The organism is Paenibacillus sp. Soil724D2 (assembly GCF_001427935.1).
Classification (GTDB): domain Bacteria; phylum Bacillota; class Bacilli; order Paenibacillales; family NBRC-103111; genus Paenibacillus_E.
The window spans coordinates 1-24,932 of the sequence record NZ_LMRY01000041.1 but is presented as its reverse complement, the minus strand read 5'-3'; the positions used below and the strand labels follow the sequence as shown (position 1 = coordinate 24,932).

At 44.4% G+C, this 24,932-nt stretch carries 23 protein-coding genes; 21 read left to right on the top strand and 2 right to left on the bottom strand.

From position 1 onward, the window contains the following. Positions 1-614 precede the first annotated feature (614 nt). The 5 genes from ASG85_RS26645 (at position 615) to ASG85_RS26625 (ending at position 7,783) form a co-directional block, all read left to right on the top strand. Positions 615-2,399, top strand: a complete 1,785-nt coding sequence (locus ASG85_RS26645) for a sensor histidine kinase (RefSeq protein ID WP_235550226.1) — start codon at positions 615-617, stop codon at positions 2,397-2,399. Between the two features lie 4 nt (positions 2,400-2,403). Next, positions 2,404-3,936, top strand: coding sequence for a response regulator (locus tag ASG85_RS26640; protein WP_060648240.1), 1,533 nt, complete (start codon positions 2,404-2,406; stop codon positions 3,934-3,936). A 179-nt stretch (positions 3,937-4,115) separates the two neighbouring features. Continuing rightward, positions 4,116-5,078 (top strand): ABC transporter permease, encoded by a 963-nt coding sequence (locus ASG85_RS26635; RefSeq protein ID WP_057305147.1) that lies wholly within the window; start codon positions 4,116-4,118, stop codon positions 5,076-5,078. Positions 5,079-5,128: 50 nt separating this feature from the next. Then, complete coding sequence (locus ASG85_RS26630) at positions 5,129-6,022, top strand: carbohydrate ABC transporter permease (RefSeq protein ID WP_057305146.1); 894 nt, start codon at positions 5,129-5,131, stop codon at positions 6,020-6,022. Between the two features lie 69 nt (positions 6,023-6,091). Continuing rightward, positions 6,092-7,783 (top strand): ABC transporter substrate-binding protein, encoded by a 1,692-nt coding sequence (locus tag ASG85_RS26625; protein WP_060648239.1) that lies wholly within the window; start codon positions 6,092-6,094, stop codon positions 7,781-7,783. A gap of 55 nt (positions 7,784-7,838) precedes the next feature. Here ASG85_RS26625 and ASG85_RS26620 read toward each other — a convergent pair whose 3' ends face one another. Next, the gene (locus ASG85_RS26620; RefSeq protein WP_060648238.1) at positions 7,839-9,230 is read right to left on the bottom strand and encodes an MATE family efflux transporter; all 1,392 of its coding nucleotides are present in this window, start codon (positions 9,228-9,230) and stop codon (positions 7,839-7,841) included. A gap of 205 nt (positions 9,231-9,435) precedes the next feature. On the opposite strand from ASG85_RS26620, the gene ASG85_RS26615 reads away from it, so the two are divergent. The 15 genes from ASG85_RS26615 to ASG85_RS26545 all read left to right on the top strand — a co-directional run bounded on the left by ASG85_RS26615 (position 9,436) and on the right by ASG85_RS26545 (position 23,133). Then, positions 9,436-9,816 carry a hypothetical protein gene (locus ASG85_RS26615; RefSeq protein WP_060648237.1) on the top strand — a complete coding sequence of 127 codons (381 nt, stop codon included), beginning with the start codon at positions 9,436-9,438 and terminating at the stop codon, positions 9,814-9,816. Between the two features lie 189 nt (positions 9,817-10,005). After that, positions 10,006-10,575, top strand: coding sequence for a TetR/AcrR family transcriptional regulator (locus tag ASG85_RS26610; RefSeq protein ID WP_060648236.1), 570 nt, complete (start codon positions 10,006-10,008; stop codon positions 10,573-10,575). Positions 10,576-10,608: 33 nt separating this feature from the next. Next, entirely contained in the window at positions 10,609-11,883 is a 1,275-nt protein-coding gene (locus ASG85_RS26605; protein ID WP_057305141.1) for an HlyD family secretion protein, read from the top strand. Between the two features lie 8 nt (positions 11,884-11,891). Then, complete coding sequence (locus ASG85_RS26600; RefSeq protein WP_235550225.1) at positions 11,892-13,112, top strand: ABC transporter permease; 1,221 nt, start codon at positions 11,892-11,894, stop codon at positions 13,110-13,112. Between the two features lie 24 nt (positions 13,113-13,136). Further along, a complete protein-coding gene (locus ASG85_RS26595; protein WP_060648234.1) occupies positions 13,137-14,432 on the top strand; it encodes a TolC family protein in 1,296 nt (431 codons plus the stop codon). Positions 14,433-14,604: 172 nt separating this feature from the next. Beyond that, entirely contained in the window at positions 14,605-14,892 is a 288-nt protein-coding gene (gene gatC, locus ASG85_RS26590; RefSeq protein WP_057305138.1) for an Asp-tRNA(Asn)/Glu-tRNA(Gln) amidotransferase subunit GatC, read from the top strand. Positions 14,893-14,920: 28 nt separating this feature from the next. Then, on the top strand, positions 14,921-16,378 hold the full coding sequence (gene gatA / locus ASG85_RS26585) for an Asp-tRNA(Asn)/Glu-tRNA(Gln) amidotransferase subunit GatA (RefSeq protein WP_060648233.1): 1,458 nt from the start codon (positions 14,921-14,923) through the stop codon (positions 16,376-16,378). A gap of 33 nt (positions 16,379-16,411) precedes the next feature. Next, positions 16,412-17,863, top strand: coding sequence for an Asp-tRNA(Asn)/Glu-tRNA(Gln) amidotransferase subunit GatB (gene gatB, locus ASG85_RS26580; RefSeq protein ID WP_057305136.1), 1,452 nt, complete (start codon positions 16,412-16,414; stop codon positions 17,861-17,863). Between the two features lie 84 nt (positions 17,864-17,947). Further along, positions 17,948-18,430, top strand: a complete 483-nt coding sequence (locus tag ASG85_RS26575; RefSeq protein WP_063860390.1) for a GNAT family N-acetyltransferase — start codon at positions 17,948-17,950, stop codon at positions 18,428-18,430. Between the two features lie 75 nt (positions 18,431-18,505). Beyond that, the gene (locus ASG85_RS26570) at positions 18,506-19,213 is read left to right on the top strand and encodes an MgtC/SapB family protein (RefSeq protein WP_057305135.1); all 708 of its coding nucleotides are present in this window, start codon (positions 18,506-18,508) and stop codon (positions 19,211-19,213) included. A gap of 60 nt (positions 19,214-19,273) precedes the next feature. Further along, positions 19,274-19,876 (top strand): RNA polymerase sigma factor, encoded by a 603-nt coding sequence (locus tag ASG85_RS26565; RefSeq protein WP_057305134.1) that lies wholly within the window; start codon positions 19,274-19,276, stop codon positions 19,874-19,876. Continuing rightward, entirely contained in the window at positions 19,827-20,135 is a 309-nt protein-coding gene (locus ASG85_RS26560) for a hypothetical protein (protein WP_057305133.1), read from the top strand. The genes ASG85_RS26565 and ASG85_RS26560 overlap by 50 nt, the downstream gene beginning before the upstream one ends. A 22-nt stretch (positions 20,136-20,157) precedes the next feature. Next, a complete protein-coding gene (locus tag ASG85_RS26555) occupies positions 20,158-20,736 on the top strand; it encodes a DUF6677 family protein (protein ID WP_057305132.1) in 579 nt (192 codons plus the stop codon). A gap of 100 nt (positions 20,737-20,836) precedes the next feature. Next, positions 20,837-21,271: a peroxide-responsive transcriptional repressor PerR gene (gene perR / locus ASG85_RS26550; protein ID WP_057305131.1), complete on the top strand. Its 435-nt coding sequence runs from the start codon at positions 20,837-20,839 to the stop codon at positions 21,269-21,271. 125 nt (positions 21,272-21,396) lie between these two features. Then, positions 21,397-23,133, top strand: a complete 1,737-nt coding sequence (locus ASG85_RS26545; RefSeq protein ID WP_057305130.1) for a glycosyl hydrolase family 18 protein — start codon at positions 21,397-21,399, stop codon at positions 23,131-23,133. Between the two features lie 47 nt (positions 23,134-23,180). Here the strand turns inward: ASG85_RS26545 and ASG85_RS26540 are convergent, their stop codons facing one another. Continuing rightward, entirely contained in the window at positions 23,181-23,585 is a 405-nt protein-coding gene (locus tag ASG85_RS26540) for a DUF2614 family zinc ribbon-containing protein (RefSeq protein WP_156390136.1), read from the bottom strand. A 124-nt stretch (positions 23,586-23,709) separates the two neighbouring features. Between ASG85_RS26540 and ASG85_RS26535 the strand changes: the two genes are divergently transcribed. Next, complete coding sequence (locus tag ASG85_RS26535; protein WP_057305129.1) at positions 23,710-24,579, top strand: nucleotidyltransferase-like protein; 870 nt, start codon at positions 23,710-23,712, stop codon at positions 24,577-24,579. Positions 24,580-24,932 lie beyond the last annotated feature (353 nt).

The window sequence follows — 24,932 nt, the reverse complement described above, 5'->3', positions numbered from 1 at the left end:
GTAATAATATGTTATTTTTTGTGGATAACCTTTGATCGCAATTAAACTATTCTACGATGTTAGGTTTGATGCATGCTTAGTGTGTTTTACATCGTTACAGATGTTTCAGCCGCGGCTGTCACGCGCTGCAACGATGATTTTCATCGTTGCAGATGAAAACAGCGCTGGCACCCGCGCTGCGTGCGACTTGTAACAATGTTTTACATCGTTACAGTGTCTCAGCCGTGGCTATCGCGCCCTAGAACGATGATTTTCATCGTTGCAGATGAAAACAGCGCTGTCACTTTATGTTCGGCTCTGTGTTCATTAATGATGAAGCCCATCGCACCTTACGCTCGGCATCACCCTGTTTAAAGGGTTGTACATGACCGACTGGGGCAGTATCATGGCTGCCTCTGTCTTATCCGTGCTGCCGGTCATCATCCTGCTCGGGTGCCGTTAAAGGCTAATAAAGTCCCATCTTAATCATAGACCTTCCAAGTCATCTCATATGGCTTCGGAAGGTTTTTCAATTTTGACATGATAATCTGCCTATTCACTCCTGTAGTCCTTTATCATGAAACTGTATTATAATTAAAAGTACGACAAATTTCTCGCGCTGAGTGGTGATGACGATGCTCCAATACTTCATGAAGAAGACGAACAATATTCGGATTAAAAATAAAATTATTCTCGCGTTCCTTTTGGTCGTAGTCATTCCCGTACTGATCGTGGGTGTGTTCCTGACGAACGCCTTTCGGCAATCGGTGCTTAGTGATGCGATTGGACAGACATCCAATAACGTGGAGAAAATTAACAAGCGTGCATCCGACATTCTCCGGATTCCGATTGAGATTTCGAACAAACTGATGATTGATCCGCGGTTGGAGCGTGTAGTGAACACGCAATATCAATCCATTTATGAAGTTGTAAGCGCTTATAAAGAGTTCCAGGATTTCACTGATTTTGTGAAGCTGTATAAAGAGGTCTACAATATCCGGTTCTACACAACGAATCCAACAACGCTAAACAACTGGAATTTCATACAGCCTTCCCCCGTGGTTTTGGATTCTTTTTGGTACCAGGAGGCGATGAGCAAAAAAACAGAGAAGATCAGCTGGTACTTTATCGAGGATGAAACGAAAAATAATCGAAAAGTGCTTAGTTTGGTTAAAAGAATTTATTTCCCTAATTATCGAACCAGTGGTGTGTTGGTAATTGATGTTAATCCTGACGAAATAAATGCGATTGTTAGTCAAGAGCTTTTTGATACGATGATTTTGGATGGCAAAGGTGATATCGTTGCTGCCAAGAACACGGAATGGGTTGGCAAAAATGTAAACGAATTGGATTTCGCCAAAGATTTCCTTAATAAGCCAGAAGGCACATACCAGACGCGGTTCAAAGAAAGAGATTCTAAAGTTCTCATCAATGACCTCATCCCGACGTTAAGCGATAGGGGCTTACGAATAGTATCCGTATTCACAGTAGAGAGTATCGTTGGCAAAGCCAACAAGATCAGTTATATGGGTTTGTACATTACGTTAGCGAGTTTACTCGTTGCCTTTGTCCTTATTTATTTCTTTTCCAACATGCTAACATCCAGAATGCTTCAGTTGAATAAACAGATCAATAAAGTGGCGCTAGGAGATCTGCATGTTTCTTCGGAAATTGATGGGTACGATGAGGTTGGCATGCTCGCAAGGCAGTTCAATAACATGGTTCGAAGCATTCGGGAGTTGATGAGCGAGGTCCATGAGTCTAACCGAATGAACCATCAGTTAGAACTGCGGCAAAAAGAGATTAAGTTGAAGATGATGGCGAGTCAAATTAATCCGCATTTTCTGTTTAACGCGCTGGAATCGATTCGCATGAAAGCTCACCTGAAAGGCGAAGCAGAAATTTCCGGCATCGTTCGAACGCTGGGCAAGCTAATGCGCAAAAAGCTTGAAATCATGGGGAGTCTAATTCCACTCAAGGATGAGCTTGACATGATTCGATGTTATTTAGATATACAGCAGTTCCGGTTTGGAGATCGGTTGACGTATGAAATTCATTTGGATCAGGGAGTTAGCGACATTATGATTACCCCTCTGATCGTACAACCACTTGTTGAAAATGCGGTCATTCATGGTTTGGAGGGTATGGAAGATAACGGGATTTTGAAGGTTCAGGCAACGATTGAAGGTCAACATTTGCGTATAGAAGTTGTTGATAACGGGGCTGGTTTCAGCGAGTCTAGACTGAGGGAGATTAAGGAGTCGATAAATGACACCCAGGACAAACAAGAGCATCGCATTGGCATGCGTAATGTGCACCAAAGGCTTAAATTAATGTATGGCGACACCTATGGCTTAACGATTATTTCCCATGAGGGCATGGGGGCGCGCATTTACTTATCGATACCGATTCAGGGGTGAGATCATGTACAAAGTATTAATTGTTGACGATGAACCTATGATTCGCGCGGGTCTGCAGACATTAATCGATTGGGAGCATTATGGCTTCCAGGTTGTAGGCGATGCGATGAACGGCCGAGAAGCAATGAGCAAGTACGCGGAGTTGGGGCCGCATTTAATTATTATTGACATTCGCATGCCAGTGATGGATGGGCTGCAGGTCATTGAGGAAATTCGCAAAACGGATGCTTCGTGCCGGTTTCTTATCCTCACTGGATATGCGGATTTCGATTACGCGAAGAGAGCGATTGTCGGACAGGTGGATGGCTACGTGCTTAAGCCTGTGGACGAGGAAGAGATTGTGGTTGAATTAATGCGTATTTATAGGTATCTTCAGAAGCAAGAGGAGTTATCCCAATTAAGTGTAAAAAGTGAGGCGCAGCGTAGAGAGGAATGCATACAAGCTTTATTAGCAGCGGATGTTGGTCAGCGGTCCATCCCTCATGATGTTGAAACTCTAATTGGAGCAATAGCGGGAGGGTATCAAATACTGCTGCTCCAGCTTGCACAGTCACAAAGGGCTGATCTGCCTATCTACGCCGAGGTCCAACAGCGTTTAACCGTTTTGTTTGAGACTAATAAGCATAGAGGTATTGTCTTTGCAGCGAACCCCTATATTGGTGTTCTCCTTACAGAGCCCATAATGGATGAAGGAGCAAGGAGTCGTGTTTACAGTGAGATAAAGGCGGCTCTGCCTAATCACATCTTCCATAGTGCCATAGGTCGGGTAGTTAAGCAGTGTAAAGAAATTAACACTTCTTTTGGTGAAGCAGCGAACCTGCTTGCGAGTCATTTCCTCTTTGGGGATGAGCTTATTGCTCAGCATGATGTCATTCGAGCAAGCGAGCATCCAACCACTTTAGATATCGGCTCCTTGGCCGAGAAACTCTACTACTCGATGGATATGGGGAATAAAGAAAGCTTGATGCACTGGCTCCAACTTGCAGGAACAGAGTTCATCGCCTATGATAGCAGCGAACATGGCTTAAAAACGAACTATGCACAGCTGATCTCGATGGTATTGAACAAGCTGGCCGGACAGAATGATAAAACGTATATAATCGTGCAGAATACGATGTCCATTATTGCGCAAATTTACGAGCAACCGAACTTGACTGCCATCCAAAATCATATCCGTCAGCAGTTGTGTGATTTAACGAACCTGATAAGCGTCTCTAGTAATGAACCCTTATTAAAGCAGATCATGGATTTCGTCGAGCGGCATTATGCTGAGAATTTGAAGTTGGATACGTTAGCGGAGTTGTTTAATTATACGAGCGGATACTTAGGTAAAATCTTCAAAAACTATACCGGCGCACACTTTCACACCTACCTGGATCAAATCCGCATCCAGAAAGCGATTGAGCTGCTGGGTGAAGGGCACAAGGTGCATCAGGTTGCTACGCGTGTTGGATACGCTAACGCAGACTATTTTCACAGCAAGTTTAAGAAATATGTAGGCGAATCGCCTTCCTCGTATAAAGGGAAGAAGAATTGAACGGATTGCCTTTCTTTCTAGCCTGAGAGCTGGATAGGAAGGCAATCTCTTTTATTTCTTCCCTGTGAAACCAACGATTTGAAAGCGCTGTTTTGACATGATTTTAAGCTGAATTTGGGTGGTTTTTTGAATGGGGATGATCCAGTATGATAGAAATATAAGACAAACGGAGGGATACTATGAAAACGCTATCTACGGAGACGACCATCCCCCTTACGGATCGGAAGAAGTCTACGAAGTTTTGGAAAACGATGGTTCAACAGCGTTATCTCTATATGATGTCGATCCCTTTTGTCATCTACGTGATCATCTTCAATTATGTGCCTGTGTGGGGTTGGCTAATGGCATTCCAGAAGTTCAAGCCTGGGAAATCGATACTGCAGCAGCAATGGGTCGGATTCGATAACTTTAAACAATTGTTCATGGATGAGCGGTTTTACAACGCATTAAAGAATACGCTGGGTATGAGTATCATGGGGCTTGTCGTTAGTTTTACAGTACCTGTCATGTTTGCCATTCTGATGAATGAGCTCAAGGGGCAATTGTTCAAACGTTCCATTCAAACCATTTCCTATTTGCCTCACTTCGTATCTTGGGTTGTTGTAGCCAGCTTGGTAACCAAGATGCTGTCTATTGACGGAGGTGCGGTTAATGAACTGCTTATGAAGTTTCATATCATCGATCAACCTGTGCAGTTTATGGCCAAAGGCACTTGGTTTTGGGGGATTGTAACCGCTTCGGATATGTGGAAGGAAACCGGATGGAATTCAATCATTTTCCTCGCCGCCATGGCGGGTATAGATCAGGAGCAGTATGAAGCAGCCACCGTGGATGGCGCGGGTCGATTTCGTCGCATTTGGCATATTACGTTGCCAGGTATTCGTACCACATTCATGGTTGTATTCATTTTGTCGATTGGCAATTTGATCAGCATCGGTTTTGAAAAGCAGTTTCAGCTGCAAAACTCGCTCGTTTTCGACTACGCGGAAGTGCTGGAATTGTATGCGCTTAAATATGGGATTCAATTAGGAAGATTTTCTTTTGGTACCGCGGTTGGTATTTTCAGTTCAGTCGTAAGTATTGTTCTTGTCATAACAGCCAATACGATCTATAAAAAAGTTACTAAAGAAACGATTATCTAGATCTTATGCTTATGATGCAAATTATACGAAAGAAAAACGGAGGTGGGAGCATGCAGGCATTACTCAGGAGAAACTACTTCGATATTGTTTTCGACCTGTTTCTCTATATGGTTATGATTTTAGCAGCAATTGCTACCTTATATCCTTTCTTGAATGTATTAGCTATATCTCTTAATGATTCTGTCGATACAGTGAGGGGCGGTATACACATTTGGCCTCGCGCTTTCACCTTGCAAAACTATCAGTCTATCTTTCGTTTTCCAGGTCTAATCAGAGGCTTCGAAAACTCCGTACTGCGTACAGTAATCGGTTCCATTCTAGGAGTAGGTAGCGCGTCGATGGTCGCTTTTGTTTTATCACGTAGAGATTTCCAAGCTCGTAAACCGATTTCCATGTTGTTTGCACTTACACTCTATTTTTCAGGCGGCTTGATTCCTAGCTATATGTTGATGCGTGATCTGCACATGATTAATACGTTCTGGGTCTATATCATCCCTGGTATCCTCGGAGTTTGGAACGTATTCATCATCCGATCTTATATGGATGGTCTGCCTTATGCTTTGCAAGAATCGGCAAAAATCGATGGAGCCAATGATTTCACTATTTATTGGAAGGTTATATTGCCGCTCTGTCAGCCTGTACTAGCAACGATTGCTTTGTTCATTGCTGTAGGACATTGGAACTCTTGGTTCGATACATTTCTATATAACAGTTCGAATGAAAAGTTGACCACCCTGCAGTATGAGTTAATGAAAGTACTTCAGAGTACACAAAGCGGCAACGAATCACACGATCCGAATGTTATGCATAATGTGGCGAAGGTTTCACCAGAGTCCATTAAAATGGCGATTACGATGGTTGTCTCCGTGCCCATTTTACTTGTCTATCCCTTTTTACAAAAATATTTTGTTAAAGGGATTACGCTTGGTGCTGTAAAGAGTTAAAAGGTTGTGGTAATAACAGGGTTTCCTGTGATTCAATAGATTGTATATATAAAGGGAGGACAACAATCCATGAGAAAGAAAGCCGCGACAATAACAGCAGTCTTGCTTACTGCAGCTATCGTAACCGTGACGGGCTGTTCCAAAGACACTTCAGATCTAGCATCTTCAGCACCAGGCAATACGAAGGAAGCTGGTTCAAATGAATTGGCACCGATAACTTTTTCTATGTTTAGCGCTGATCCGAATGCAGACTGGGACGATATGCAATCCGGAGTTGGCAAGAAAATTAAAGAAAAAACCGGAGTAACCCTTAAAGAAGAATTCCCGGTAGGCGCTTCAGATCAAAAAATTGCTCTAATGGCTTCCAGCGGTGAATACCCTGATCTGATAAGCGGGAAAGGTGATGTGCAAAAGCTGATCGATGCCGGTGCTATGGTAGATCTTGCGCCTCTCATCGACAAATACGGTCCGAATATCAAAAAAGTGTATGGCGATTATTTCAAAAGGCTCCGTTACAGCAATGATGATCACGCTATTTATGTACTTCCTACCGCAGGAGTGAACCAAAAGTATTTTGATGCAGGAGGTGGATTTGAACTTCAGCATCAGGTTTTAAAAGAGCTTGGTTATCCGAAAATCAAGACCGTGCAGGACTATGAGAACGCTTTAAAAGCATATAAAGAAAAGCATCCAACCATGGATGGAAATCCGACTGTTGGACTGTCTTTGCTAGCAGACGACTGGCGTATTCTGATCTCTGTGACGAACCCGGCTTTCTACACGACAGGAGCGCCAGATGACGGCGAATTCAATATCGATCAAAATACGTATGAAGCCAAGTACCATTTCTTGCGTCCTGAAGAAAAAGAGTATTTCAGATGGCTTAATCATATGAACAGTATCGGACTGCTCGATCCGGAAAGCTTTGTGCAAAAATACGATCAATATAAGGCGAAAGTAGCCAGCGGCCGAGTGCTTGGTCTGATTGACCAAAATTGGGAGTACGGCGACGGCGAAAACGTCTTAAAGAAAGACGGCAAGTTGGATCAAACCTATGCGCATTTCCCAGTAACTATGAATGAAAATGTTAAAGAGCACTCCTTCCAGGATACAGGTTATTTAGCAGGTTGGGGAATCGGTATTACAACGAAAGCGAAAGATCCTGTTCGTGCGATCAAGTTTCTGGATTGGTTGGCGTCGGATGAAGGCCAAGTATTGGTTAACTGGGGCATTGAAGGCGTCGACTACAAGGTGGAAAATGGCAAGCGTGTACTTACACCTGAAGCGCAGGATAAAAAAACCAACAACCCGAGCGGCTATAAGAAAGAAAATGGAATCGGAAACTACTTTTTGTCCGCACGCTATGGTGATGGAGTTAAAGATCCTACCGGCAACTACTATACGACTAATTTCCCTGAACAGATCCAAAAGAACTATACCAAAGCAGACCTTGAAACATTGAAAGCTTATAATGTTACAACTTATAAAGATCTGTGGCCGAAAGATGAAGAATTCCCAGTTAGAAAGTACGGAGCTGCATGGGGAATTTCAATGCCAACAGGCTCCGATATACAAGTCACATTCCAGAAATCCGAAGATATTATGAAAAAACGGATCCCAGAGGCGATTCTGGCGAAGCCGGAAGACTTTGATAAAGTATGGGATGCTTTCATGGCAGACCTGGAGAAAGTCGGCGTGAAGAAAATGGGTGAACAATTCACACAGTTGGTGAAAGACAGAGTGAAGCTCTGGAACGAATAGATTTTCGTGAGAAAAAAAGTCTGCTTAAGCCCTAAACTGGCTCAGCAGACTTTTTTTAGCCCCTACTCGTAAGCATCCTTGCCTGCTTCCATTTACCAAAGCGATAATAAAGCAAGTTTAGCGTTGCCGCTACACTGAAACTAACCGGAAAGCTCCACCAGATCACATCAAATCCATATTTGTTCGCCAGTATAGTAGCTAGCGGAATTCGTACAAGCAGCAAAGCAATAAAGGCAACAATAAGCGGGAACACAACAGCCCCTGCAGAACGAACTACGCCAGCAACAACGTTAAATACGCCAAAAATAATAAACGACCATAGCGTTATATTATTAATATGTACCTCAATTGCGATCGCTTTGCCCTCAGGAGGAAGGAAGAAACTGACGACTTCACGGTTGAACAAATGAAGAAGAACAACAATCAGTCCTGTCATCATGATATTAACCCCAACACCGGTCCACGTAATTCGATTCACCCGATCCCATTTCCCAGCACCAATATTCTGCGCGGCCATGGAAGTCACAGCTCCGCCAATCGCCATAGCTGGCATTTGCACATAGCTCGATATTTGCATCGCAACGCCGAAGGCAGCGGTCGATTCAGAACCATAGGAGTTTACGAGATGGATGAGAATTAAGTTGCTTAGGGAAACCACGACCATATTTAATCCCATCGGCAGTCCTTTTTGAATCAGCGTCCGTATGATCATCCAGTTAATGCGGAGCAGGGGAATATCCTTTTTCGTAATCCGTAGAAAATACTTTTTCTGATACAAATACACAATCAACAGTACGAAGCTGATTAGCTGTGCCACAAAGGTAGCGACAGCCGAGCCGGCTATTCCCATTTTTGGAAAAGGCCCCATGCCTTGAATGAGCAATGGATTCAATACAATGTCCAGAACGGCAGACAATAACAGGAAATAGAAAGGAGTCTTGGCGTCGCCTGAACCCCGTAATATGGCCATAATGAGATTAAAGCCGAACATAAATGGAACACCAGCGAAAATGATTCGTGTGTACGTAACAGCAAGATCCTTAACATCCGCAGGTGTATTCATCCACCCCAGAATGGTATGGGAGAAAAGCAGCCCGAATAAGGCAACAACGATGGAAAGAATGAGGAAAAAGACGGCGCTGGTGCCGACAACTTTTTTAGCTTCTTCTACCTTTTGTCCGCCGAGATTTTGACCAATCATGATAACGGCAGCCATTGCAATGCCGAAAATAGAGCTAATTAAGAAGAACATGATAATGTTGGCATTGGATGTCGCCGCAAGCGCACCTTCACCAAGGTACTTGCCAATCCATACGGCATTGATAGAACCATTAAGCGTCTGGAGCACATTACCTAGCAGAATCGGTAAAGAAAATAAGATCAACGTCTTGGCAATCGGGCCTTCCGTCAAAGACGGGCGAGGCTTCTTAGTAGTGTTCTCGCTCATGTGGAAACTCCTTGTTATTCATTCAGATACAAGCATTTAAAGTCCTTCATTTATTATACCTTCTTCCATCTCATTCCAAAAATAATTGTGTATTTTACTAATGACCCCTCTATCAATTGGACACAAACTATTTTTTTTAGTAGAGTAGAGGATAAGTCTGGTTGACATATAGATTGTGGGCTTATATAGGTGGGGGGGAATTCAGATGCTTCGTCTTGGTGAAAAAATAATAGTAATTGCCGATAGTTTAGAACAGAATTTGCCAATAGGCGGATATGGATATATTATTGCTTACGACCGGAATAACGATAACATTTTCGATTATGTCGTACGTGTCCCCAAGGATAATAAACACTATTACGTACCTGCGTCAGATATCGAGCTTGAAGAAGTTCTTCTCCATCAGCAGGCGGACCAAGTCGAGAGAGAAGCATTAATTGATTTCGCACTTGCAACGAAGAACGAAGAACTGTTTCGTAAAATTATGAACGGTGAGACAAATGGACAACAGGAAGTAGAACGAGACAAAGATGTTCAGTCAACTGAAGACTTCATTAAACAAATCGGCCTGAAGGCCTGGATTTAATACATGTTTCATCAAACACCAAAACCCGCCTAGTGCTCACTAGTGCGGGTTTTGTTTTATTAGTGTGATTATGTATACAAAAGAAGCTGCTTGAGAATCATGGTTTTTGGGTTGCTAAAATCATGAAATGGTGATACATTAATATCCGAACAAAAAACTATTTTAGTATTCTAGTTCTGGGGTGCGCAAATGGATGCCAAAAAATTGTTAATTATGGAAGCAGCGAAGAAATCTTTTTCACTTTTTGGGTACAAAGGTACAACGATGGATCAAATCGCCAAAATTGCCGGTGTCGGCAAAGCGACGATCTATACGTTTTTCGCCAATAAGGAAGATCTTTTGCATGAAATTGTACAGTCGTTAATCGCCGAAATGAAAGCAGTCGCTGATAAAGCAATTGCAGAAGGGGCTACACCCTTCGAGAAAATTCATAGTGCGATTTATGGAGTTCTCGTTTTTCGCAAAGAACATGAGCTGCTCATCCAATTAGCTCACGAGGTCCAACAATTTGGCAGTCCGGTAACGATTGAAGCGATGGCCAGTATCGAAACAGAAGTGATCCAGTTCATGAGTGAACATATGGAACGCGCGATACATAACGGCACGATGAAGAACTGTGACCCGAAAATGACTTCTTTCATTTTATTCAAACTGTATGTCGCTTTAGTTTTTGATTGGGAGAAGCAGAACAAGCCATTAACCGACGAGCGGATTATGAGCACACTGCAGTTGTATTTTGCTAATTTTCTTATTCAGTAATTTTTTCATTTTTATTTTCATGGAGGGGTAATTATGCGTTTTATTAGACCAATGGTTTATTCCGCGATGGCGATTGTCATCGGAACGAGTGCATTTCTTTTAACAACCAAACAGGCAACTAGCCAAACAGATGTCGTTAACCAGCTGCATCCTACGGCTTATATTGAATCGAACGAAGTAAGCGCCAGCTTCAAAGTGGGCGGAAGAGTCACCGAAATCCTTGTGAAAGAAGGGGATGTCGTGAAAAAAGGGCAAGTGCTGGCCCGTTTGCAAAGCACCGAGATTGAGGCTAAAGTCGAGCAGGCCAAAGCGGCCGTCGCGCTCGCTCAAGGCAAAATCGCTGAGGCGCAAGGAGCTACCGCGACAGCTCAAGCGAAGAAACAGCAGGGCATTGCCGGTGTCAACGTGACGGCTGATACAGCCGAGCAGCAAGTCGAACAGGCCAAAGCGGCTGTTAGCGCGGCACAGGCCAAAGTTGACGGGCTTCATAATGGGGCGCGTCCGGAAGAGAAGAAGCAAGCGGAGATTCAGTTCCAAGCGGCTTCCGAAGTATACACCATTGCTGAGCAAAACTTGAATCGGATGAAAGCGATGCTGGAGCAAGGACTTGTTGCTCAAGCTGATGTGGATAAAGTGAAGGTGAGCTACGAAGAAGCCAAAACGAAACGCGATCTGGCACAGCAGCAGCTAAACATGGCGAATCAAGGACCGCGGGAGGAAGAAATTCGCGGAGCGGAAGCTTTGCTAGCCCAAGCGCAAGCGACCTTGAAGCTGGCTGAGGCCAATCGCGGAAACGTGCAAGTGAGACAGGGCGATGTAGCGGCGGCAGCGGCAGCTGTACAGCAAGCTCAAGGTGCAATTCAATCGGCGCAATCCGGTGAACAGCAAGCGAAAGCGGCTCAGCTGGAAGCAGAGACTTACTTAAGCTACACAGAGTTGGTCGCACCAATCGATGGGGTCATCCTTAGTCAATCTGCACAGGTGGGCGAGCTTGTAGGCTCCGGATTCCCCGTACTCTCGGTCGAGTCGACGGAGAAACGCTGGGCTAAGTTTTACTTGCCGGAGACATCTATTGCAGGACTGAAAGTAGGCAACAACATCAGCATGACCATGCTTTCAACGGGCGAGAAAGTCGTTGGTACCGTTAAAACCTTAGCAGCTGCTCCGGATTTCGCAATCAAGAAAGCAACACAAACCTCAGGCGAAACGGACATTCGTTCGTTTGGGATCAAAATTGAGCTGAACACATTGCCAGACACAGCGACAACAGGGATGACCCTGCAATGGAACGGTAAAACGGAAGGATGATGAAGGAGATGGATCTTCAGATTGGCAAGCTAATTACAGAAGAATGGAAGCACATTCTGAAGGACCGACGTCTTTTTCTGATCTTGTTCTTCGTTCCGATTCTTTATACGGTGCTGTTCGGATCGATTTACTTACACCATAAAGTGACCGATATGGCCACTGTTGTTATCGATGAAGACCAAAGTCCTCTTAGCCGTCAAATTATTCAAGCCTTTGAACAAAGTGAAACGTTCCAGATCAAGAAGGAATACCACTCGGAGGAAGAGGTGAAACAAGAACTTTCAACGGGAGAGGCCAAGGTAGGCCTTATCATTCCCTCTAATTTCGAAGCGAAGCTGAAGCATGGCGAAACGCTGCCGCTGCTTACACTGATCGACGGAAGCAACATGATGATTTCGAACTCCGCTACCAAAGGGGCCAACGAAGTGATCACAACCTTCAGTATGGGATACTCACAAAAAAAGCTCCAACTAAAGCAAGGGCTGCAGAATGAAGAAGTGATGAACACACTTTCTCCAATTCCTTTCCGCTATCGCATTATGTATAATTCAGCTTTCAACTACAGCGACTTTATGTTGTACGGACTAGTTGGTGCGATATTGCAGCAAGTTCTGTTTCTTGGTATTGCCTTAACCATCACTCGCGAGAAAGATGCAGGAACGTGGCAGCGGTTCGAGGTATGGAAAAGAAATCCGTGGCGCATCGCTTACGCGAAGACAGCACCTTATTTCTTAATCAATTTCTTTAACACAGCTGTTACCTTTGTCATCGCATTGTATGCCTTTGGTGCACCCATGAGCGGCAGTTTGCTTGTCGGCTTGGCCATCATTGTAAGCTTTACTTTTGCCGTCAGCGGTATCGGTTATTTAATCAGCTTATTCTCGAGTAATCAGCTCGGGGCGACGCAAACAGCGATGTTAATTGCGGTACCTTCCTTCATGCTATCGGGGTTCACTTGGCCATTCGAAGCCATGCCTAAGGTGCTCCAGGTGCTCGGGCATATGCTTCCGCTCACTTATTTTTTAGATGGCGTGCGCAACGTATTTGTTAAAGGAAATGACTTTTCAGTCATTTGGCATGATTGCGTTTCTTTGATTTTAACCGGTGCACTTACTTACTTCATTGCTATGTTGTTAACTCGTTTCGTTATTTTCTCTAAAAAGAAATCAAAAGATGCCGCTCCGGGAACGCAAGCTGTACTGCCATCTGGATCGAATATCACGTTATAACCGAAGAGGAAGGAAGCGATTTTTTTGAAAATAACGCTCATAAGTTTATCTGCAGCCCTGTTACTCCTTTCAAGCGCAACGCAAGCTCTCGTATTTGCCGATAATGCTCAAGATCCAACTCAAAATGTATACGTCAACGTAGACGTTCTGGAAACCGTATCTTCCGTAGATTTGACATATGTGCTGGATAAAGCACTGAAAGATTCCCATAACCTTGCATTGCTAACGCTAAAATACGCTGCTCAAGGCAGTAAAAAGGGTGACCTGGAACAGCAAATGAACGAAATGGGTTCAGCCTCGATGACGCCCGGTCATTTACCGAGCACTCCAGCCGAGGTGACCAACACGGGGAATCCACAGCTGCCTAACCTAACAGACCCAACCGATATCGCCTGGACTATCATGCAAAATAATGCGATGAATCAGATGATGCAGGGGATGGGGGCTCTCGCTGGCGGAATGAATAAAATCATATCTTCCCAACGCGCGCAAATGAGCACAGCAGCGCATCAGCTCGGGACAGATGGGCGGAACTCGCTGCTGCAGTCGGATGAAGCTAAGGCGGGCATCCGCCTGCAAACCATCGCGCAATATGTGCAGCTATTAGCACAGAAGAAGCAGCTGGATTTCATGAATGAATACGAAGTTGTGATAGAGAAGGACCTACTTAAAGCTACACTTTTCGCACAGCAAGGATTAGCGTCACCTGATGATGTGCAAACGGTGCAGAAAGCGATCAATAAGCAAAAGGACGATATCGCAACGCTGCTTAATAATTATCGATTGGGGCTAGTACAGCTTTCGACGGACATCGGGATTTCCTACGACCCGAATCTAGTCATCAAGGATATCGAGTCCATGTCAGTGGATCCCATTTCGGAAACAGACACGACCACCTTATTGAAGGCTTCCTATCAGATGAAAGCTTCGGGCAATAACATCGACGAAGCCGTATGGGAAACGGGTCACACGGTTACCCAGAACACGTATGGTGAAATGTATCAAGGCGTAAATCTGGCCATTAATGGGCAGAAAAATGAGCAAACCAAGCTTGAACTAACCAAGAAAATACAAGCGACGTACAACGATGCTAAGAATGCGTATCAAGCCGTTCTCACAGAACAGCGGAACTTGAATGATGTACAGGCCGATTTGACTAAAATGAACTTTCGTTATAGCGTAGGCGTCATCTCCAAGCATGATCTGAATAAGTTCGAGATCAAAGTCCGTCAGAACGAAACGGCCTTAGCTGCAGCTAAGCTCAAATATTACGTGTTAAAAGAAAAAGCGAAAGCAATGGATACGGGATTTATCCAATAATTCTTGACTATGAATTCAACCACAGCTTCTTTTTAGCAACGGCCTCCAAGCCAAGCTGAAAAGAAAGCTGTGGTTTTTGATTTGTGGTTTTTTCTGGATTGAGTTCGTAAAATATCTGGGATATAATGAAAAGAATGACTAAATGCTGATTAATTAAAGGGGTGTAGAAAACTTGAGCATAACGAAAACAGATGTCGAGCACGTTGCGAAGTTGGCTAGACTCGACCTGAGTGATAATGAGAAAGAACTTTTTACCGAACAGCTAAATGCCATTTTAAAATATGCCGAGCAGCTGAATGAACTGAATACCGAAGGGGTTATTCCGACAAGCCATGCCATGCCGTTAGTCAACGTCATGCGTGAAGATGTCACGAAGCCATCGCTGCCTATTGAGAAAGTGATGCTGAATGCGCCTGATCACGAAGACGGGCAATTCAAAGTCCCAGCTGTTCTAGAATAAGAACCATTATGAAAGGAAGTGCCTGTCGTTGTCTTTGTTTGATTTAAACCTACAGCAAATTCACGCGAAGCTTCAAGGCAAAGAACTTAAAGTTGCCGATCTCGTGGATCAATCCTATACAAGAATTCAGCAAGTGGAAAGCAAGGTTCGCGCCTTTCTTACCTTAGATGAAGAGAACGCCAGACAAGCTGCCGCCAAGTTGGACGAGCAGTTCGCGAGCAGCAGTGAACGCGGCCATTTATTCGGCCTTCCGATTGGGATCAAAGATAACATGGTCACCGAAGGCTTGAAAACGACCTGTGCAAGCAAAATCTTGTCCAATTTCACGCCGATCTATGATGCAACCGTGGTTAGCAAGCTCAAGGATGCTCATACCGTTACAATCGGTAAGCTCAACATGGATGAATTCGCTATGGGCGGCTCCAATGAGAACTCCGCTTTCCATCCGTCCCACAATCCATGGAACACGGATTACGTGCCAGGCGGCTCCAGCGGCGGCTCCGCTGCCGCAGTAGCTGCAGGCGAAGTCTACTTCGCGCTGGGCTCAGACACAGGCGGCTCCATCCGCCAGCCTGCCGCTTACTGCGGTATCGTTGGGCTGAAGCCGACGTACGGTCTCGTGTCCCGCTATGGCTTAGTCGCGTTCGCATCCTCACTCGACCAGATCGGGCCGCTGACGAAGAACGTTGAAGACTCTGCCTACCTGCTGCAAGCCATCGCCGGCTACGACCCGAAGGATTCCACATCTGCGAAAGTGAATATCCCTGATTACCTCAGCGCATTGACCGGTGATATCAAAGGTCTGCGCATCGGCGTACCCAAAGAATACATGGGCAATGGTATCGACCCTGCCGTCAAAGAGAAAGTGCTTGAAGCGCTCAAAGTGCTTGAAGGCCTAGGCGCTGTATGGGAAGAAGTGACGCTGCCGCATTCTGAGTATGCCGTAGCGACTTACTACTTGCTCGCTTCTTCCGAAGCGTCCTCGAACCTTGCGCGCTTTGACGGCGTGCGCTACGGTGTGCGTTCGGACAACGCTCGCAACTTGCTGGACTTGTACCACATGTCGCGCAGCGAAGGCTTCGGCCCCGAGGTCAAACGCCGCATCATGCTCGGAACCTATGCGTTAAGCTCAGGCTACTATGATGCTTACTACTTGAAAGCACAACAAGTCCGCACCCTGATCAAGCAAGATTTTGATCAAGTGTTCGAGAAATTCGACATCATCATCGGACCAACGGCTCCGACACCTGCTTTCAAAATCGGTGAGCAAAGCAGTGATCCACTCACGATGTATTTGAATGATATCATGACCATTCCGGTCAGTTTGGCGGGCATTCCTGCGATAAGCGTACCTTGCGGATTCGTGAACGAACTTCCCGTTGGCCTGCAAGTCATCGGCAAAGCGTTGGATGAAGCTACCCTTCTGCGTGTAGCCCACGCTTTCGAGCAGCATACAGATCATCATAAGCAGCGCCCGCAATTGTAGGTTAATAGTTCATGAGTAACGAAGGAGGCATTCATTTTGTCGGCAACAGATACCCAATTTGAAACTGTAGTCGGTCTTGAAGTTCACGTAGAGCTTCATACCGCTTCCAAAATATTTTGCGGTTGTGCAACCTCATTCGGAGCACCTCCGAATACGAATACATGTCCTGTATGTTTAGGTCACCCGGGTGTACTTCCGGTACTTAACCGCCAAGCAGTCGAATATGCGATGAAAGCCGCTATGGCACTCAATTGTACGATTTCTACACATAGTAAATTTGACCGTAAAAACTACTTTTACCCGGATTCACCGGACGCCTACCAAACTTCGCAATATGATCAGCCGATCGGATTGAACGGTTGGATCGATATCGAAGTGAATGGAGTTAGCAAGCGTATTGGCGTGACTCGCGTACATCTAGAGGAAGATGCAGGTAAGCTGACACACGTTGATGGTGGTTACACCTCTCTGGTGGACTTGAACCGTGCGGGAACACCTCTGATTGAAATTGTATCCGAGCCTGATCTGCGTTCGCCGGAGGAAGCGCGAGCCTATTTGGAGAAGCTCAGAGCGATCATGATCTATTGCGACGTTTCCGATGTGAAAATGGAGGAAGGGTCGCTGCGCTGCGATGCTAACATCAGCTTGCGTCCTTTCGGGCAAGAGAAATTCGGCACGAGAGCTGAACTGAAGAACATGAACTCGTTTCGCGGCGTCCAAAGAGGACTCGAGTACGAGGAATATCGCCAAGCCGAAATTCTCCGCAGCGGTGACGAAGTCGAGCAAGAAACCCGCCGCTGGGATGAAGCGCAAGGCAAGACTTTGTCCATGCGCGGCAAAGAGGATGCGCATGATTATCGCTACTTCCCAGATCCAGATCTCGTCAGCCTGCATATAGACGATGCTTGGAAAGCTAGTGTCAAAGCTTCTATCCCTGAATTGCCTGACGCGCGTAAAGCAAGATACAGCAGTGAGTATGGGTTACCAAGCTATGATGCTGATGTAATCACTTCCTCTATGAAGCTGGCTAATTTCTTTGAAGAGAGTTTACAATATACCAAAGATGCCAAAGCGGTCTCGAACTGGATCATGGGTGATCTGCTCGGGTATTTGAACGCGAATAGCCTCGAACTAGCCGATGTGAAAATTACGGGTAAGGGCTTAGGCGAGATGATCGGTCTGATTGAGAAAGGCACAATCTCCACCAAAATCGCCAAAACAGTGTTTAAGGAAATGATCGAATCCGGCAAAGAGCCCCAAAAGATCGTTGAAGAGCAGGGGCTTGTACAAATCAGCGACGAAGGTGCCATCAAAGCCGTTGTTGAGCAGGTTGTGGAGAACAGTCCACAATCGGTAGCGGATTTCAAAGCCGGCAAGGAGAAAGCCGTGGGCTTCTTAGTCGGGCAAGTCATGAAAGAAACCAAAGGTAAAGCAAATCCAGGACTCGTCAACAAATTAATTGTGGAGTGCCTGAACAGTAAGTGATTAAGGCTGAAGTGGTGATCCGATGTTATGGACGCCACTTTTTTCAGTTAATTAGCTTGTAAGTTCTGGAGAGGAGACTCAGAAATGTCCATTCAACAACTTTTATTGGAAACTAACGAGGATATCTTGGTCCTTTTATCTTTACAGATCGCTTCCTATCGCGTAGAAGCTGACCTTATTGGCTTCGATGACATCCCGCCGCTGAAGGATGGGATCCACTCCATACGCGAAGCGGAGGAAACATTTTATGGCTTTTACGTTCAGGAGAATGATGAGCCCACGCTTGCTGGAGCCATCTCCTACTCCCGAGAAGGCTGTATGGTCACGATCTGTCGCATGATGGTGCATCCGAATTTTTTTCGCCGTGGGATTGCTAGGTCACTTTTACAACATATACTAATGGATCAACAGTTAAATGGAGCAACGCGTTTTATTGTATCCACCGGAACGGAGAATTTACCTGCTATTCAGTTATACGAAAGTTTCGGTTTCGCCGTACGTCGAGTATTCACAGTTCCTCCGGGAATAAGCTTAACCACTTTCGAACGGCCGGCCATCATCTCCTAAATATATGTTCAGTAGTTCTCGCTATCATGTATGATACAAGTCACTATCAGTATGAATAAAGGGAGCGGTTACACGATGAGCAATCCTTGGGTTATTGATCAACTCCATATTACTATACGGTTAGTTCTGGCGCTTTTTCTTGGCGGCTTAATCGGGTTTGAGAGGGAGGTTAGCAGTCATGCAGCTGGCCTTCGTACGCATATTTTAGTATGTGTGGGCTCTGCCCTTGTTATGTTGCTTTCTATGTATGGGTTTAGTGCCTTTGTAAACGAAGTAAATGTCCGTATTGATCCTTCGCGTTTAGCTGCACAAGTGATTAGTGGTATCGGATTTTTAGGTGCTGGAACGATTATATTTAATGGGAGATCTATTACGGGTCTTACGACAGCGGCGTCCCTTTGGGTAGTTGCGGGAATTGGTCTTGCAATTGGTGCTGGCTTCTATTACCCGGCAGTTCTTGCTTGTTTCATGGTACTCATCTCCTTGTGGATATTGAATAAAGTGGAACATAAATATTTTAATGGGAAGAAAATTCGTATTCTCAAAATACTGGCGATTGATCAACCGGGGACGCTTGGACTTATTACGACTCTACTTGGTAAACAGAAAGTTGATATCCGTAAGATCTCAATGGAAGAACAAGAGAGCGACAATAAACCGAATCATGTTCAAATTACATTCCACGTCACTATTCCTAAGCCGTCCATTATCGGGACGGTTCTTGAAGAAATCAATCAAATGAAAGGGGTTACAGGCGTTACCCTCGAAAAAAGTAAAAATTGAAGGGGTTCGCCCATAAGAAGCGTCTAAGCTTTTGGACGAACAGAAAGGGGGAAGTCAGGCATGGACAAAATGACGGATGAGCAGCTAATCGACTGGGTCCGTCAAGGTCACTCCGATGCTTACCGTATACTGGTAGAACGGCATAAGAGCTACATCTATACACTGGTATACCGCATGGTCGGGCATAAGGAAACTGCTGAAGACTTAACTCAAGAAGTGTTCGTTAAGCTGTTTCGTTCATTAGCACATTTTCGGGGCGATGCGAAGTTCACAACTTGGCTGTATCGTATGACAACGAATCTAGTGACAGACTTTCGGCGTTCTCAGAAGCGTAAGCCCTATGAAGCACTGCTCGATAAAATGAAGGGCTGGTTTACAGATGCCCGTGAGCAGCCCGAGGAAATGGCTATGCTGAAGGATGAGCAGGAGCGTATGCAGGCTCTGCTTTCCGAACTTCCAGACAAATATAGATTAATTATGTATTTGTTTCATTATAAGCAGCTCTCCTACCAAGAAATGTCTGAGGTGACCGGGTTGCCCATGAAAACGCTGGAAACTAGACTTTATCGGGGAAAGGCGATTCTAAAAGAAAAATGGTTGGAGGTGAATGCACATGAATCCCAAGCATCAGGAAGACACTCGGTTCACGCAATACCTAAATAAGCTGCTGGACGAGATGCCGCTTAGCGAACCAAGCCCGATGTTGACGGAGCGTGTGATGCGCAGGGTACAATCTGCTGAAACTCCTGAGATTGCAAAGAATCCTCAACTCGGCAGAAGAAAACAATGGGTGAACAGTTTTGTTGCGATAGCAGCGACTGTACTCCTCATGCAATCAGGGATTATAAACAAAATTATGCATATAAATTCGGGAATCACTCAGATTACAGCGTATATCCAGCAAATATCGCAATACTTGTAAAAAATAGATAGGAGGCTTTCACATGAATCTACCCCAAGACAATCCGCACATTCCAGAGTATTCGCCAAATCCATCTTTTCAGCACTATCCTCCGTATTATCCTGCTCCAAGAAAACGCAAATGGGTTGCAGGCGTACTATCGTTCATTGTCCCAGGAACTGGACACTTTTACTTAGGTCTTATGCAGCGCGGTCTATTTATTATGATGCTTCTCATTCTCGATATTTTTATTATCACGTCTTTCGCTTCGCGGTCCGACACAAGTGTACCTATGGTAACGCTTTTTGCTTTGTTCATTCCGGTCATTTACTTCTATAATCTATTCGATGCGCTTCAAACGACAGATAATGTGAATCGGCGTAATGAGCTTGGGGAATTTGCAGCTGAACTCTATAACAATGAAGATCCTTTACAGAAACTAATCAAAGGCACAAACTTAGGTGTTATTCTCATTGCCGCAGGTGTATTGTTTTTTCTTCTTAGTAATAAACCTCGCTGGTTTACAGGGCTCTTTGATCTCATGGGCTCGTACATTGGATCAGTGATCCTCGTCCTTGCGGGTTTGGCTATGTATGTACTAGATTCCCGTAAAAATAAATAGCCAAATGGTGCTATATTCGCAACCATCATTGACAAAAGTCAATTAACAAACGTACAATATTATGTAAGGTTTTAATGACTAACATCAGGTGGTGAGTACCATGGCAGCACAATTAGAACAGGCTTTAGCTAAGTTGAAAACAACAGGTGTTCGGATGACGCCGCAGCGGCATGCTATTCTATCCTTTTTGCTGGATTCCATGACTCATCCGACAGCAGATGACATTTACAAGTCTCTTGAATCGAAATTTCCTAACATGAGCGTTGCGACTGTTTACAATAATCTTAAAGTATTTATTGAATCGGGACTCGTTCGGGAACTGACTTATGGAGACAGCTCGAGTCGCTTTGATGCGGATATGACGGACCATTATCATGCTGTTTGTGAGTTGTGTGGGAAAATTTCGGATTTTGAGTATCCGCCACTTTCGGATATCGAGACTACCGCTGCTGAGCAAACAGGATTCCGAGTTGGCGGTTATCGACTAGAGGTTTATGGCGTTTGCCCGGATTGTACAGGGATTACCAAGCATTAACTTAAGCAGAATTCCTCATTATCTGTGCCTATGATGTATAATGAAACGTGATCCTACCTTTCAGATGTTGAGAGGTAAGAACACGTTTTTTTTCTTTTTATATATCGCATAAAGGAAGTGAAACCTTGCATTCAACACCTACAGATCAGCAACCAAAACGCAGAAGACCTACAAAGAGAATTCTCTTATTATTTGGTCTTTGTATTGGCATGTTTGCCGCGGGTGCAGCTGCTTTCTTATGGCAGCAGTTAGCGCCTAACCGGACGAAGGTAGAGCTGGAATATCACGAGTTAAGCAAGCCGGTTTTTTATCAAGGGAATTTCTATAAGACAAGCGCGATTGGGGAAAAAGAGGGACTGAAACTTCCGCTGGAGCTCATACAAGAGTGGATGGACCCATCGATTATATATGAAAAAAGCAGTGATTCCGTTATTATTACAACAAAAGATAAAGTATTACGGTTAAAGACTACGGAGCTTTCAGCTCTAATGAACGAGAAACCAATCACCTTATCTTTTCCTGTTGAAAAGAAAGGGAATGACATTTACGTGCCCATAGATCCTCTTCGGCAGCTGTATCCTTTTGAAATAAGAGAGTCCGAGAAGTCTGGTGCAGTTCTTTTATTCAAAAAAGGCGACCTCGTCAAGTGGGGGAAGCATGTAGGTACTGAAGATACCCAGCTGCGGACCTTTGCTTCTATAAAAGCGCCGATAGTCTCCACGATCACAATCAATGAGCAAGTGATGATCCTATCCGTAGAGGGAGAATGGTATCGCGTACAGCAGCAGAGTGGTCCTATAGGCTTTGTACGTAAAGCTGATATTTTGGAGGATCATGAAGAAACGATACCAGCTCAGGAGCAAGCGTCAACTTATGTACCTTGGAAGCCGCTTAACGGCAAACTAAATTTGACTTGGGAGCATGTCATTACGAAGAATCCCGACACTTCTAAGCTTGGAGATATGCCCGGCTTACATGTTGTTAGCCCTACCTGGTTCTCTCTGGCTGACGGTGAGGGGCGCATTAAGAACTTGGCCGACGCTTCCTATGTAAAATGGGCACAAACGCGCAATTATCAAGTCTGGGCGTTGTTTAGCAATGGCTTTGAACCCGACCGAACGTCTCAAGCGTTATCGACTTATGATCGTCGTATGAAAATGATTAAACAGTTGCTCGGCTTTGCACAAACATACAATTTGCAGGGGATCAATATTGATTTTGAAAATGTGAATCTCAAAGATAAAGAAAATTTAGTCCAATTCGTCCGCGAATTGACACCTTTTATGCATGAACAAGGTCTTGCTGTTTCCATCGATGTAACACCGAAATCAACGAATGAGATGTGGTCTATGTTTTATGACAGACCTGCTCTTGCCGAAGTTGTAGACTATATGATGCTGATGGCTTATGACGAATACTGGGCTTCTAGCCCCAAATCCGGCTCCGTTTCATCGCTGCCATGGACAGAGCGGTCTGTTACCCAGCTCTTAGGAAGCGAAAAGGTGCCATCATCTAAGCTTGTCCTAGGTGTGCCATTCTATACGCGTCAGTGGACTGAAGAGACGAAAAGTGGCAAAACAACCGTTACCTCCAAAACTTTAACGATGGAAGCCGCCCAGGCGATTATTAAAGATAAAAAACTAACTCCTACTTTCTTGGCCGATACAGGTCAGAACTATGTGGAGTACAAAGATGGAGAGAAGCTCATACGTATTTGGTTAGAAGATGAAACATCAATAAAAGCTAGGCTTGAACTCGTGAAAAAATACGATCTAGCAGGAGTGGCCTCATGGAGAAGAGGCTTTGAACAGCCGGCAACGTGGAAAGTCATTCAAGATGCATTGCAACAAACTAAGCAATAACAAATCAAAAAGCCGAACCCAAGAGGGTTGCGGCTTTTATTTTTCAATCAATGAGGCTTATGTTCGTGAGCTCTGTCCACTTCGACTTGAACTGCTTGTGTGGCGGCTGTTTCGTTTTCGGCCGTTGGGTCGTATTGAGGATCAACAGTTAAAATAGTTTTACAAAACATACAACGATCCGTTTTCCCCAGCATTTTCGTTCTTCTTCCGCATTCCGGACAATCAATGACTGTCGCTGATGTGGAAAGCATTCCTGCCCAGAAGTATATACCCATACTTACCATCATACTTATCATACCAATGATCATGAAGACCACAGCGACGATTCGCCCAGCCTTCCCCCAGTCAAAAACGATGCCAGCTAGTCCTATAATCATAAGCAGCATTCCACCCATGGTCATGGCGAGACCCCATAAGCGGAATTCATTTACTTTACTTGATCTGAAACGCACGCGTTGTTCCTCCCCATTTAATAGCTATCATGTTTGTATGAATTGTCACAGAAATCAGCAGGAAACTCCTTCTACGATGTAGAAATAGATATAAACAATTTGGAGACAGGAGCTTCGGATACCCATGGGAATCGATAAAGAGCAGTTTTTGCTTAAGTTCCGAAATGACCAGAGAATCATTAGTGTCATGGCGGTAGATAATCCTAAGCAACTTCCTTCACTGACAGATGGTTTTGATACGCTACTTCTAATAGTAACGAACGACCTGAGCCTGAACAATCATACGACTAATTATATAAGAGACGATTCGAGGATACAAGAAAGATGGGTAGATCCGTCTTCCATAGAGCAATGGATACGTCATGGCGTCAACCGAAATATCCTTCACTGGCTGCTAAAAGGGGAGATACTTCTGGATCAGAATACTTATTTAGAAGGCTTGCGTCACCGAATACTCGAGTTTCCGGGGGACTTACGTGAGCACAAATTACTTGTTGAATTCTCCCTTTTTCTACGTAAATATCTTCAGAGTAAGGAATACATTTTAGATGAGCACTTGCTGGATGCGTACAATAATATTCTAGAAGCGCTTCATCACTGGGCTCGCATTGTTATTATCGAAGATGGCTATCACCCGGAAATCACTGTATGGAGGCAGATCCGTGCGATTAATCCTGGCGTGTATAAGCTATATGAGGAACTGACAATGAGTAAGGAAACGTTGAAACAGAGAGTTCAGCTCGTTCTACTCGCGTGTGAATTTTCGGTTATGTCGAAAATGGAGCGTTGCTGTGAGGCGTTTATTCAAATACTAAGAGAAAATGAACAACCACTAAGCACGGATGATCTGCAACAGCATCCTCAGTTAGTTGAACTTAGAGCAGAGCTTCCTTTACTGTTGAATAAGCTTGTCAAAAAAGGATTGATTAAAGAAGTTGCCGTTCTTATTGATGAAGAGAATTCAGAAATAGAGTTAAGATATACGAGCGTTTAATCGAACAAACCCATGAAGAATCAGGTATTATTCTGGTTCTTTTTTTATTCTTATTTTATTGCTTGACTTTGATTGCGATTCTATGATAAATTAACTCTCGCCGCTAAAAACGGTTCGCATTCGAAAGCCAACGCAGTACCAAGATGTAAGCGAAGTAAGAAAAAAGAAAAATAAAAAAAGCTTGCATTGAGTAGCCTGGATGTGATATATTATAAAAGTCGCCGCTAAACGGATGACGAGGAAATACGTAAGAAATTGATCTTTGAAAACTGAACAACGAGTGAGTAAGCACGAACGAGAAATCGTTCAAAAAGAGATTGCAAAATCTCGCTAGCAACGCAAATGAGCAATTA

Bases quoted from the DNA above. Each gene is read 5' to 3' on its own strand.
- ASG85_RS26640 (WP_060648240.1), top strand. From the start codon at position 2,404: ATGTACAAAGTATTAATTGTTGACGATGAACCTATGATTCGCGCGGGT.
- ASG85_RS26605 (WP_057305141.1), top strand. From the start codon at position 10,609: ATGCGTTTTATTAGACCAATGGTTTATTCCGCGATGGCGATTGTCATC.
- ASG85_RS26570 (WP_057305135.1), top strand. From the start codon at position 18,506: ATGAGCAATCCTTGGGTTATTGATCAACTCCATATTACTATACGGTTA.
- ASG85_RS26625 (WP_060648239.1), top strand. From the start codon at position 6,092: ATGAGAAAGAAAGCCGCGACAATAACAGCAGTCTTGCTTACTGCAGCT.
- ASG85_RS26645 (WP_235550226.1), top strand. From the start codon at position 615: ATGCTCCAATACTTCATGAAGAAGACGAACAATATTCGGATTAAAAAT.
- ASG85_RS26560 (WP_057305133.1), top strand. From the start codon at position 19,827: ATGAATCCCAAGCATCAGGAAGACACTCGGTTCACGCAATACCTAAAT.
- ASG85_RS26600 (WP_235550225.1), top strand. From the start codon at position 11,892: ATGGATCTTCAGATTGGCAAGCTAATTACAGAAGAATGGAAGCACATT.
- ASG85_RS26610 (WP_060648236.1), top strand. From the start codon at position 10,006: ATGGATGCCAAAAAATTGTTAATTATGGAAGCAGCGAAGAAATCTTTT.
- ASG85_RS26535 (WP_057305129.1), top strand. From the start codon at position 23,710: ATGGGAATCGATAAAGAGCAGTTTTTGCTTAAGTTCCGAAATGACCAG.
- ASG85_RS26555 (WP_057305132.1), top strand. From the start codon at position 20,158: ATGAATCTACCCCAAGACAATCCGCACATTCCAGAGTATTCGCCAAAT.
- ASG85_RS26630 (WP_057305146.1), top strand. From the start codon at position 5,129: ATGCAGGCATTACTCAGGAGAAACTACTTCGATATTGTTTTCGACCTG.
- ASG85_RS26635 (WP_057305147.1), top strand. From the start codon at position 4,116: ATGAAAACGCTATCTACGGAGACGACCATCCCCCTTACGGATCGGAAG.
- ASG85_RS26575 (WP_063860390.1), top strand. From the start codon at position 17,948: ATGTCCATTCAACAACTTTTATTGGAAACTAACGAGGATATCTTGGTC.
- ASG85_RS26565 (WP_057305134.1), top strand. From the start codon at position 19,274: ATGGACAAAATGACGGATGAGCAGCTAATCGACTGGGTCCGTCAAGGT.
- ASG85_RS26620 (WP_060648238.1), bottom strand. From the start codon at position 9,230: ATGAGCGAGAACACTACTAAGAAGCCTCGCCCGTCTTTGACGGAAGGC.
- ASG85_RS26615 (WP_060648237.1), top strand. From the start codon at position 9,436: ATGCTTCGTCTTGGTGAAAAAATAATAGTAATTGCCGATAGTTTAGAA.
- perR (WP_057305131.1), top strand. From the start codon at position 20,837: ATGGCAGCACAATTAGAACAGGCTTTAGCTAAGTTGAAAACAACAGGT.